9 protein-coding genes and 2 pseudogenes are annotated in these 11,042 nt (G+C 64.2%); 3 read left to right on the top strand and 8 right to left on the bottom strand.

Annotation, left to right across the window (positions count from 1 at the left end):
- Nucleotides 1–625: pseudogene (locus V6M49_RS12245) on the top strand (glyceraldehyde-3-phosphate dehydrogenase); the annotation flags it as partial.
- A 418-nt stretch (nt 626–1,043) separates the two neighbouring features.
- On the top strand, nt 1,044–2,069 hold the full coding sequence (locus V6M49_RS12240) for an ATP-dependent 6-phosphofructokinase (RefSeq protein ID WP_141138584.1): 1,026 nt from the start codon (nt 1,044–1,046) through the stop codon (nt 2,067–2,069).
- A 215-nt stretch (nt 2,070–2,284) separates the two neighbouring features.
- Here the strand turns inward: V6M49_RS12240 and fbaA are convergent, their stop codons facing one another.
- The 5 genes from fbaA to tkt all read right to left on the bottom strand — a co-directional run bounded on the left by fbaA (nt 2,285) and on the right by tkt (nt 8,144).
- Nucleotides 2,285–3,304 (bottom strand): class II fructose-bisphosphate aldolase, encoded by a 1,020-nt coding sequence (gene fbaA, locus V6M49_RS12235; RefSeq protein WP_332761257.1) that lies wholly within the window; start codon nt 3,302–3,304, stop codon nt 2,285–2,287.
- Between the two features lie 208 nt (nt 3,305–3,512).
- Nucleotides 3,513–3,986: a ribose-5-phosphate isomerase gene (locus V6M49_RS12230; RefSeq protein WP_141138586.1), complete on the bottom strand. Its 474-nt coding sequence runs from the start codon at nt 3,984–3,986 to the stop codon at nt 3,513–3,515.
- A gap of 32 nt (nt 3,987–4,018) precedes the next feature.
- Entirely contained in the window at nt 4,019–4,720 is a 702-nt protein-coding gene (rpe, locus tag V6M49_RS12225; RefSeq protein ID WP_141138587.1) for a ribulose-phosphate 3-epimerase, read from the bottom strand.
- A 37-nt stretch (nt 4,721–4,757) separates the two neighbouring features.
- Nucleotides 4,758–5,879, bottom strand: coding sequence for a transaldolase (gene tal, locus V6M49_RS12220; RefSeq protein WP_332761256.1), 1,122 nt, complete (start codon nt 5,877–5,879; stop codon nt 4,758–4,760).
- A 105-nt stretch (nt 5,880–5,984) separates the two neighbouring features.
- Entirely contained in the window at nt 5,985–8,144 is a 2,160-nt protein-coding gene (tkt, locus tag V6M49_RS12215) for a transketolase (protein WP_332761255.1), read from the bottom strand.
- A gap of 205 nt (nt 8,145–8,349) precedes the next feature.
- Here tkt and V6M49_RS12210 point away from each other — a divergent pair, with 205 nt between their 5' ends.
- Nucleotides 8,350–9,618: a helix-turn-helix transcriptional regulator gene (locus V6M49_RS12210; protein WP_332761254.1), complete on the top strand. Its 1,269-nt coding sequence runs from the start codon at nt 8,350–8,352 to the stop codon at nt 9,616–9,618.
- A 358-nt stretch (nt 9,619–9,976) separates the two neighbouring features.
- On the opposite strand, the gene V6M49_RS12200 is transcribed toward V6M49_RS12210, so the two are convergent.
- The 3 genes and pseudogenes from V6M49_RS12200 to V6M49_RS12190 all read right to left on the bottom strand — a co-directional run.
- On the bottom strand, nt 9,977–10,597 hold the full coding sequence (locus V6M49_RS12200) for an MBL fold metallo-hydrolase (RefSeq protein ID WP_141138590.1): 621 nt from the start codon (nt 10,595–10,597) through the stop codon (nt 9,977–9,979).
- Between the two features lie 122 nt (nt 10,598–10,719).
- Nucleotides 10,720–10,914, bottom strand: a pseudogene (locus V6M49_RS12195) (glucose-6-phosphate dehydrogenase assembly protein OpcA); the annotation flags it as partial.
- The coding region (locus V6M49_RS12190; protein ID WP_332761258.1) for a hypothetical protein at nt 10,911–11,042 on the bottom strand (132 nt) is incomplete at its 5' end. The pseudogene V6M49_RS12195 and the gene V6M49_RS12190, both read right to left, overlap by 4 nt.

Here is an 11,042-nt window from a genome sequence, read left to right as displayed (position 1 = left end):
GGCGTCCTGCACCACCAACGCCATCACCCCGGTCCTGAAAGCCATCAACGACAGGTTCGGCGTGATCCACGGCCACGTGGAGACCGTCCACTCCTTCACCAACGACCAGAACCTGATCGACAATTTCCACAAGGGCGACCGCCGCGGCCGCTCCGCCGCGCTGAACATGGTCATCACCGAAACCGGAGCGGCCACCGCTGTGGCAAAGGCACTGCCCGAACTTCAGGGCAAGCTTTCCGGCAGTTCAATCCGCGTCCCCACGCCGGACGTCTCGCTGGCGATCCTGAACCTGAGCCTGGAGAACGGGACCACCAAGGATGAAATCAACAACTTCCTCCGGGAAATGTCACTGCACTCGAACCTGCGCAAGCAGATCGACTACGTTGACTCCCCCGAGGTTGTTTCCACGGACTTCGTCGGTTCCCGTCGCGCAGGAATTGTTGATGGCCTGGCCACCATCTCCAACGAAAAGAACCTCGTCCTCTACGTCTGGTACGACAACGAGTTCGGTTACAGCTGCCAGGTAGTCCGCGTCATGGAAGAGATGGCGGGCCTGAAGCGGCCATTCTTCCCTGCCACGGATGTTGTTCAGGAGGCCATGTCGGTCCTTGCCGCCCTGGGATAGATTCAACCGCTGCCTAATTGAGCCGCGGCCACCACCACTAGCCCGCCGCCTTGCGGCGAGTTACAGCAGAAAGGTAAATCCAATGGGCGAACCGTACCAGCCCACATCTCCGGTCATAGACGTCTTGGAAGGCCGCATTTTTGATTTCCCATGCCGTCGTCTTCCCAATTGGGTGGCGAAGGACTTGGGGAGATCCACGAGGGGATCAAAAGGTTCTTTGTGATTTTTGGGTCCTGATCTCGAGAACTGTGCCGTGTCAGACCTTGGGATACGAGCGCAAAAAGTGGCGGTGCCTGAAATCCAGCCTCGCACCGCTTGCTTCCGAAACTCTGTCGTACTTCGCAACTCCCACGCACTTCCAGGAGAGCTCCGTGTGACGCTCTGCCTGTAAACCCTCTCCTATGATTTGAGCCGAGACATGAAAATTGGAATTCTTACCAGCGGCGGCGATTGCCCCGGACTGAACGCGGTTATCCGCGGTGCCGTGTTGAAGGGCATTGCCATCCACGGCCACGAATTCGTGGGGTTCCTGGACGGCTGGCGGGGCGTCGTCGAAGGCGACATCATCGACATCCCCCGCATCATGGTTCGTGGCATCGCCAAGCAGGGTGGCACCATCCTCGGGACGTCCCGGACCAACCCCTTCGAAAACGGCGGCGGGCCGGAAGTTATCAAGGCCCACATGGACCGCCTCGGCATCGACGCGATCATCGCGATCGGCGGCGAAGGAACACTGGCTGCCGCCAAACGCCTGACCGACGCCGGGCTGAAGATTGTGGGCGTCCCGAAGACTGTGGATAACGACCTTGACGCCACGGATTACACCTTCGGTTTCGACACGGCGGTGCAGATCGCCACCGAGGCCATTGACCGGCTCCGGACCACGGGCGAGTCCCACCGCCGCTGCATGATCGCCGAGGTTATGGGCCGCCATGTGGGCTGGATTGCCCTGCACGCCGGCATGGCCGCCGGTGCGCACGCCATCCTGATCCCCGAGCAGAAGGTCAGCGTCGAGCAGATCACCGAGTGGGTCCAGGAAGCCCACACCCGCGGCCGCGCACCGCTGATTGTGGTGGCCGAGGGCTTTGTTCCGGACCACATGGAATCCCCGCACTCCGAGCGCGGCCTGGACACGTTCGGCCGGCCGCGGCTTGGCGGGATCGCGGACCAGCTCGCCCCCGACATTGAAAGCCGCACCGGCATCGAAACCCGCGCCACCGTCCTGGGCCACATCCAGCGCGGCGGCGTTCCGTCAGCTTTCGACAGGGTCCTGGCCACTCGCCTGGGCATGGCCGCGATCGACTCTGTAGTCGAGGGCCTCTGGGGCACCATGGTTGCCCTGAAAGGCACGGAAATCGAACAAGTGGGCTTCCGGGAGGCCCTGGGCCAGCTCAAGACCGTTCCGCAGAAGCGCTACGACGAAGCCGCCGTCCTGTTCGGCTGAGTTGCCCGCCTCCGACCAAACAGTCTGGGAAGTCCCTGGAGGGTTCCGTCAGGAACCACGGCAGCTGTGGCGGCAAAGGCAACGAGTCACGCTGCTGCCAATCCGGGCCGCATGAGCAGCGATCAGCGTCCGCCAAGCCGGCGGCGCCCGCTTTTAGGCGGCGAGGAGTGTGGGCTCGGTGCCCACCGGGTTCTTGCGGAACTCGTCGGACATAACTAGAACGTCTTGCCGAGGGAGCCGAGCTGGCGGGCGGCCTCGACGATGCGGACAGCCATGCCGGCTTCGGCGGAGGCGCCCCAGACGCGGGGGTCGTAGGTCTTTTTGTTGCCCATTTCGCCGTCGATCTTCAGGACGCCGTCGTAGTTGGCGAGCATGTGCCCGGCCACCGGACGGGTGAAGGCGTACTGGGTGTCGGTGTCGACGTTCATCTTGATCACGCCGTAGGAAACGGCGTCAGCGATTTCCTGGTCACTGGAGCCGGAACCGCCGTGGAACACGAGGTCGAACGGGTTTTCCTTGCCGATCTTCGCGCCCACCTCGGCCTGGATGTCCTTGAGAATCTCCGGGCGCAGCTTCACACCGCCGGGCTTGTACACACCGTGGACGTTGCCGAAGGTCAGGGCCGTGATGTAGCGGCCGTTCTCGCCGGCGCCGAGGGCCTCGATCGTGGCCAGGGCGTCCTCGACCGTTGTGTAGAGCTTCTCGTTGATTTCGTTCTCAACGCCGTCTTCCTCGCCGCCCACGATGCCGATTTCAACTTCGAGGATCATCTTCGCAGCGGCGGCACGCGCCAGCAGTTCGCGCGCGATGCGCAGATTGTCTTCGAGGGTCTCGTGCGAGCCGTCCCACATGTGCGAGTTGAAGATCGGGTTCCGGCCGGCCTTGACCTCGGCCTCCGACGCCGCCAGCAGCGGCAGGACAAAACCGTCCAGCTTGTCCTTGGGGCAGTGGTCGGTGTGCAGCGCGATGTTGACGTTGTGGTTCTTGGCCACTTCGCGGGCAAAAGCGGCGAAGCCGAGCGAACCGGCAACCATGTCCTTGACCGACGCGCCGGACCAGTACGCCGCGCCACCGGTGGAAACCTGAATGATGCCATCGGACTCAGCCTCGGCGAACCCGCGGATGGCTGCATTCAGGGTCTGCGACGACGTCACGTTGACCGCCGGGAACGCAAAGCCTCCGGCCTTGGCGCGATCGATCATCTCGGAGTAGATCTCTGGGGTTGCAATGGGCATGGTGACTCCTATGCTGGAGTTCGTCTATGGGCTCTTCCCTGCTGGTCAGGGCATTTCTCGCCTTCCGTTGCGATCCTCAACCGAACCGGAAGGCGGCTTCTTCATTGGGTTAGGGGAAGGTGCCTGAGATTGGCGTGCAGCGGGACAAACTGCCCGAGGTGAGATTACCAATCCTCAACCGCACCGATTCCCCTCGTGAAGCGACGAGCTACTCGGCAACCTCGCCGGTGGTTTCAAAGGTGGCGATCTTGCCGATGCGGCGTTCGTGGCGTTCGGCGTTGGTGAATGGTTCGGTGAGGAATGCCTCGATCAATTCGGTAGCCTCCTCGACGGTGTGCTGGCGTCCCCCGACTGCGACCACGTTGGCGTCGTTGTGTTGGCGGGCCAGCTTGGCCGTGTCCAGGTTCCATGCCAGAGCGGCGCGCACGCCCTCGACCTTGTTCGCGGCGATCTGCTCGCCGTTGCCCGAGCCGCCCAGCACTATCCCGAGGGCGTCCACGCCAGCGGTCTGGTCGGCCACGACGGCGGACGCGGCCTTGATACAGAATGCCGGGTAGTCGTCCTCGGCATCGTAGGCCGCCGGCCCGTGGTCTACCATCTCGTAGCCTTTAGCTGACAGTGCGGTGATGAGATGGGAGCTGAGCTCCATGCCGGCGTGGTCGGTTGCGATGTGAACGCGCATTTGTGGTCCTTCAGACTGGTTGGCGTACAGAGTTATTGGGGTGAAGGCGAGGTTATTGGGGCGAAGGCGAGCTGGGCGTTCGCGCGCAGCGACTCGATGGCGTCCGCAGGCGACGGCCTGCCGTACACGGCGGATCCGGCCACAAAGACGTTGGCACCGGCCTCCGCGGCGCGCGTGATGGTTTCCTCCGTGATACCGCCGTCAACCTGGATGGCCACGTCCACCCCCGAACCCTCGACCGCCGCGCGGGCACGGCGGATCTTGGGCAACATGACATCCAGGAATGCCTGGCCGCCAAAGCCCGGCTCCACCGTCATGATCAAGAGCAGGTCCAGTTCCGGGAGCATGTCCAGGTACGGTTCCACCGGGGTGGCCGGGCGCAGTGCCATGCCCGCCTTGGCCCCGCGTGCGCGAAGTTCACGGGCGAGTTTGATCGGGGCCTCGGACGCCTCGACGTGGAACGTCACCGAGCTCAGGCCGGCGTCGGCGAACTGCGGCGCCCAGCGGTCCACATTGGAAATCATCAGGTGGGCGTCCAACGGCACGGGGCTGACCCTTTGCAGCCGTTCCACGACGGGCAGGCCGATGGTCAGATTCGGAACGAAGTGGTTGTCCATGACGTCCACGTGCACGGCATCGGCGTTGCTGATGCGGGCCAGCTCGGCCTCAAGGTTGACGAAGTCGGCCGAGAGGATGCTGGGGTTGATACAGCAATTCAGGGGTGAAACGGGCATGGTGTCTGCCTTTCGGTGGCGGTCAGAGCTCAGTGGGCTAGGAAGACTTCCGTGCAGCGGCAAGGGCACCTTCGACGTCGGCCAGTAGTTCCTTCCAGCTGGCCACGAACTTGTCCAGGCCTTCGGATTCGAGGAGGGCAACCACCTCGTTGTAGGAGATGCCCAGGGCGTCCAGTGCGTACAGCACGGCCTTGGACTCGGCATAGGCGCCGGAGATCGTGTCGCCGGTGACGACGCCGTGGTCGAAGGTGGCGTCGAGCGTTTTTTCGGGCATGGTGTTGACCACACCGGCGGCGGCGAGTCCGGTGACGTAGAGGGTGTCGGAGTAGGCCGGGTCCTTGACGCCGGTGGAGGCCCACAGGGGACGCTGCGGGAGTGCGCCGGCTTCAGCCAGGACTGCCCAGCGTTCGGTGGAGAAGAGCTCCTCGTAGACCTGGTAGGCGAGGCGGGCGTTGGCGACGCCGGCCTTGCCCTTGAGGGCCTTGGCTGCGTCGGTGCCGATGGCGTCGAGGCGCTTGTCGATTTCGGAATCAACACGCGAGACGAAGAACGAGGCGACCGAGTGGATCTTGGACAGGTCGTGGCCGTTTTCCTTGGCCTGCTCCAGTCCGGCCTGGAAGGCGTTGATGACGGCGCGGTAGCGCTCAAGCGAGAAGATCAGGGTCACGTTGACGCTGATGCCTTCGGCCAGGGTTGCCGAGATAGCCGCGAGGCCTTCGAGAGTTGCCGGGATTTTTATGAGGACGTTGTCCTTGTCAACCTTCTTGTAGAGGTTCTTGGCCTCAGCGATGGTTCCTTCGGTGTCCCAGGCCAGACGGGGGTCGACCTCGATGGAGACACGGCCGTCCACGCCGCTGCTGGCGGTTGCAATCGGGGCGAAGAGGTCGCAGGCGTCGGCGACGTCGGTGGTGGTGATCTCGAAGATTGTCTCCTCGACGCCGGTGCCCTGCGCGGCATGTTCGGCAATCTTTGCATCGTAGTCAGAGCCGGATGTAATCGCGGCCTGGAAGATGGACGGGTTGGTGGTCACGCCGACGACGTTCTTTTCGTCGATGAGCTTCTGCAGGCTGCCGCTGGCGAGTCGCTCGCGGGAGAGGTCGTCCAGCCAGATGGACACACCGGCGTCGGACAGCTGTGCGGTGGGGGTTGCGTTGGTCATGGCGTCTGCTTCCTTCGAAAATCATGAATAGTTGAGAGCTTGCGCCGGCGCCGCGGGACGCTTGTTAGCCGTCCCGCGGCGCCGGCTGCAGTGCAGTTGAGAGGGTTAGTTTCCTGTGGCGGCGAGGGAGTCCTTAGCGGCGGCAGCGACAGCCTCCGCGGTAATGCCGAACTCCTGGAAAAGGCGCTTGTAGTCGGCGGAAGCGCCATAGTGCTCGAGGCTGACGGACCGGCCTGCGTCGCCGACGAATTCCCTCCAGCCTAGGGCCAGCCCGGCCTCTACCGAGACGCGGGCCTTGACTGCAGCGGGAAGCACGGACTCGCGGTAGGCGGCGTCCTGCTTGTTGAACCACTCGACGCACGGCATGGAGACAACGCGGGTACCGATGCCTTCGGCCTGAAGGGCTTCGCGGGCCTGGACGGCGAGCTGGACCTCGGAGCCGGTGCCGATCAGGATGACCTGGGCGTCAACGGTCCTGCCGTTCCTGGATGCCTCGGCCAACACGTAGCCGCCCTTGGCCACACCGGCCGGGGAAGCAAAGGTGTCACCCTCGGCCGTACCCTCGCCGCGGGCGAAAGTCGGGACGTTCTGACGGGTCAGAATGATGCCGGCCGGGTTCTCGTGGTTTTCCAGCATGGTCTTCCACGCTATGCCCACTTCATTCGCGTCACCGGGGCGGACTACGTCCAGGCCCACGACGGCGCGCAGGGTGGCGAGCTGTTCCACCGGCTGATGCGTGGGGCCGTCCTCGCCCAGGCCGATGGAGTCATGCGACCACACATAGATGGACGGGACGCCCATCAAGGCGGAGAGGCGGATGGCCGGGCGCTGGTAGTCGCTGAAGATCAGGAACGTGCCTGAGAACGCGCGGGTCCGGCCGTGCAGCGAGATGCCGTTCACGATCGAGGCCGCAGCGTGCTCCCGGATACCGAAGTGCAGGACCCGGCCGTACGGGTTGCCTTTCCACGTATCCGTGGAGCGGGAAGCCGGGATGAACGACGGTGATCCCTCAATGGTGGTGTTGTTGGACTCGGCAAGGTCGGCCGAACCGCCCCAGAGTTCCGGCATGACCGGGCCGAGGGCGTTCAGGACCTTCCCGGACGCTGCACGGGTGGAGACGTCCTTGCCTGCTTCGAAGACGGGCAGGACGGCGTCGAGTCCGGCCGGAAGCTTTTTGGCCTCGATCCGCTCCAACAAGGCGGCGCCCTCGGGGTTGGCTGACTGCCAGGCGTTGAAGGACCCATCCCATTCCTTGCGGGCCGCGGCCCCGCGGTCCACTACCGAGCGGGCGTGTGCCAGGACTTCCTGGTTCACCTCGAAGGACTTGGCAGGATCGAAGCCCAGGGCGGACTTCACGCCTGCGACCTCTTCGGCGCCCAGTGCGGAACCGTGGATCTTGCCCGTGTTCTGCTTTTTCGGCGCCGGGTACCCGATGATGGTACGCAGCGAGATGATGGACGGCTTGGACGTCTCTGCCTTCGCTGCCAGGAGTGCGCTGTAGAGCTCCTGGACGTCTTCGACGTATTCGCCCGTCTCGGTCCAGTCAACGCGCTGGGTGTGCCAGCCGTAGGCCTCGTAACGCTTCAGGACATCCTCGGTGAAGGAGATGTCGGTGTCGTCCTCGATGGAGATGTGGTTCTCATCGTAGACAACTACAAGGTTGCCCAGTTCCTGGTGCCCGGCCAGTGAGGAAGCCTCGGCCGTGACGCCTTCCTGGATATCCCCGTCGGAAGCGATGACCCAGATGGTGTGGTCGAACGGGGACGTGCCCTCGGCAGCGTCGGCATCGAACAGTCCGCGCATCCGGCGCTGTGAGTAGGCGAAGCCCACTGAGGAGGCCAGCCCCTGGCCGAGCGGGCCGGTGGTGATCTCCACACCCGCGGTGTGCTTGTACTCAGGGTGGCCGGGGGTCAGCGAATCCCAGGTTCGCAACGCCTTAAGGTCGTCCAGCTCCAGACCGTAGCCGGACAGGAACAGCTGGATGTAAAGGGTCAGGGAGGAGTGGCCGGGGGACAGGATGAAACGGTCGCGTCCCAGCCAGTCCGGGTCGCGGGGGTCGTGGCGCATCAGCTTCTGGAAAAGAAGGTAGGCGGCCGGCGCCAGACTCATCGCCGTGCCGGGGTGGCCGTTACCGACCTTCTCCACAGCATCCGCGGCCAGGACACGGGCCGTGTCCACCGCGCGCTGGTCCTCGGACGTCCAGTTGAGTGTTTCTGATTCAGTGGTGCTGATCAAGGCACGCGTCGCATTTGCTGTCGGATTCACGATTTAATCTCCTTTGATTCGGTCATCGGCCTGTGGGCGGCCGCACGGATGCTTCTGGTTGATATCCATCGTCTCTAACCAAACGGGCAGGTGTAACACTGTTTTCTGACGGTTCTTACTACCCTTTAGGGTTGGCTGGGCGCCTCCGCCCCGGTATGCTGGCCGGATGAGCGCAGCTGCTGACCAACCCCTGAATGAATCTGCTATGCCACTTCCAGACCCGCAGTGGCCACTTTTGGAGAGCGTGGCAGCATTGGCCGATGCCCCCCTGGGCCAGATTGCGGAGCGGCTCCGTGATGCAACGCTCCCCCATCTGGGAAGCAGCGCGCTCGTCATCTTCACCGAAGACTGCACGGGGCGGCCGCAGAAGAAGGCGGGCGCGGAAGAAATCATTTCCCGGGTCTCCATCGCCGAACTGGACACGCTTCGCGGCGCCCTTTCGGATGAGACACCTTGGTTCGGGGAAGCCGAGCTCGCCGGCCGCCCCCGCCCCGTACTCGCCCTAAAACACGCCTCCAGCCAGGCCCTCCTCGTCCTCACGGATCCTCACCCGGCCGATCCAGGGCACAACGCCGAGCTGGACTTGGTGACGTATTTGTGGCACCTTGCTGCCCGGCGGATCCAGGAGAAAGTGGCCGATGCGCCGCCGTCGTATCTGCTGGAATCGCGGGCGGCCTCAGCTGAACGCGTACGCGTGACGGCGGAACTGACCGATCTGCACTCCACGACCCTGGAGACCCTCCTCGCAGCCCTGCGCTCATCCTCTCTGGAGGATGCAGCGGCACGCACCACTGTCACTGACCTCACCGCCAAGGCCTTGGTCCGGCTGCGCACTCTCAGCGACCGCACGACGGACCTGGTGGAAGAGCCCGTCGCCACAGCCTTCGAGCGACTGCGCGAGGACCTGCGACCGCTCACGCGATTCAGCGGCATCGAGGTCGAATTCATCGAACCTCCCCTGAATGGAAGGGCCCTGCCCGGCGAAGTTGCCCACGCGGCACGAGCCATCGTCCGAGGACTGGTACTGGCCATGACGGAACAACCCGACGTCAGCAGAATACGGACGCAGTGGGACTGCGACGGCGAAAACCTCCTGATCAACGTACGCGACGACGGCCGCGGTAAGCTCGCCGCCGACGCGCCGAGCATCGCCCGCCTGGACCGCCGGGTCCAAGCGCTCACCGGACAGCTGCGGATCGACGTCATGCCAGGCTGGGGTGCAGACGTCTTCGTCACCCTCCCGTTGGACCTGCCGGCACGCCCGGCCGGGGATGTCGCCGGATGGGACCTTGCCGCCCGGGAACTCGAAGTGCTCCAGCACCTTGTCGCCGGAGAACGCAACCGCACCATCGCCTTAAAGCTGGGCATCAGCGAGAATACGGTCAAGTTCCATGTGCGGAACCTGTTCAGAAAGCTCGAGGTCGGCTCACGCACCGAGGCCATCGCCCTGGCACACAGCCACGGACTCCGGTGACAGCGTACCCTGTCTCATAGCACTCGGGCCGGAAGACGGACTAGAGAGCGCCAGCGGGGCCGGCCCCGGAATCGGGAAGGACACTCGGGGACGGGTTGTGTCGGGACAAGGTGGTCCGGGATCCTAGGCCGCTCCCTGATGACCGCCGGTTCGCTGAGCCTGCCCGGCCAGTACTCCGTTTCCCGGAGAGTTCGGCGAGGAGTGCTCGGCCCAGGACTCGGCCCCGACCGTGCGGAGGGTGTTTTCCTCGGCCACGGCCGTGGCCTCATTCTCGCAGAACCCGGCCGCTTTGCGCTTGGTGGCGGATTCCGGTGGAGAGGTTCAGTGGCGACCTTGTTCGCTTCTTCACTGGGCCTCTTCACTGGGCCAGCTGCGCCAGGGTCTCCCGCTCCGCACCAATGGTGGTGCTGTTACCATGGCCTGTGCGGACCACGGTTTTGGCCGGCAGCGGAAGCAGCCGATCTCGGATGGAGGTCAGGATCGTGGGGTAGTCGCTGTAGGAGCGTCCTGTCGCTCCCGGGCCACCGTTAAAGAGGGTATCGCCGGTGAAGATCGTTCCCTCGCTTTCGAGGTAGAAGCAGGTGGAGCCCGGGGAATGGCCCGGGGTGTGGATGGCCAACAGCGCGGTGCCGCCCACCTCGAACACGTCACCGTCCCCGTGATACCGGTCCGGTTCAGTATCAGGGTAGACCTGCTTCCAGAGGACCAGGTCCTCCGGGTTCAGGACGAGCGGGGCGCCGACAGCGCCCGCGACCTGCCGCGCCGCGCCGATGTGATCGTTGTGCGCGTGGGTCAGCAGAATCGCCAGGACCTTCCGGCCGCGGACCTGGTTGATGATCGCCTCGGCGTCATGCGGGCAGTCGATGATCACGCATTCATCGTCGTTGCCCACGATCCAGACGTTGTTGTCCACGTCCCAGGTGCCGCCGTCGAGTGCAAACGTTCCCGAGGTGATCAGGTTTTCGATGGTGACTGTCATGAGAGCTCCTTCTGGGACTGTACTTCGACGATCGGGCACAGGACTTTTTCCTCGTACATCTTGGTAAAGACTTCCGCCACGTCGCCAGTGGTGATGCGCTCGGTCACGAAGGTGTCCAGGTCCAGCACACTGATCCGGCAGGGGTGTTCGCGGCTGGCCTCGTTGGCGGCCTCGATCGTTTCTTCCTCGAGCCCGGAGCGGGTCACGACCACGAGGGTCAGGACCCGGCCCAGGGCAATCACGCCGCCCTGCTCACGCAGGGCGGTGATCTTCTTGGAGATCTTCGAGGTGGTGGTGTCCGGCAAATCTACAATCATGGCCATCTCCAGGTTCGTCCGTCGCGGGCCAGCAGTTCATCCGCCGAGGCAGGGCCCCAGGACCCCGGGGCGTAGGGCTCCGGCTGCTCTTTCAGTCCGGCCCAGTAGTCTTCAAAGGGGTCCAGGAT

Origin of the sequence: Pseudarthrobacter sp., from assembly GCF_036675385.1 — a bacterium.
Classification (GTDB): domain Bacteria; phylum Actinomycetota; class Actinomycetes; order Actinomycetales; family Micrococcaceae; genus Arthrobacter.
This window is presented reverse-complemented; position numbering and strand designations above follow the sequence as displayed.

Excerpts from the sequence above, each read along its gene's own strand:
- V6M49_RS12240 (WP_141138584.1), top strand. The coding sequence starts at position 1,044 with ATGAAAATTGGAATTCTTACCAGCGGCGGCGATTGCCCCGGACTGAAC.
- fbaA (WP_332761257.1), bottom strand. The coding sequence starts at position 3,304 with ATGCCCATTGCAACCCCAGAGATCTACTCCGAGATGATCGATCGCGCC.
- V6M49_RS12230 (WP_141138586.1), bottom strand. The coding sequence starts at position 3,986 with ATGCGCGTTCACATCGCAACCGACCACGCCGGCATGGAGCTCAGCTCC.
- rpe (WP_141138587.1), bottom strand. The coding sequence starts at position 4,720 with ATGCCCGTTTCACCCCTGAATTGCTGTATCAACCCCAGCATCCTCTCG.
- tal (WP_332761256.1), bottom strand. The coding sequence starts at position 5,879 with ATGACCAACGCAACCCCCACCGCACAGCTGTCCGACGCCGGTGTGTCC.
- V6M49_RS12210 (WP_332761254.1), top strand. The coding sequence starts at position 8,350 with ATGCCACTTCCAGACCCGCAGTGGCCACTTTTGGAGAGCGTGGCAGCA.
- V6M49_RS12200 (WP_141138590.1), bottom strand. The coding sequence starts at position 10,597 with ATGACAGTCACCATCGAAAACCTGATCACCTCGGGAACGTTTGCACTC.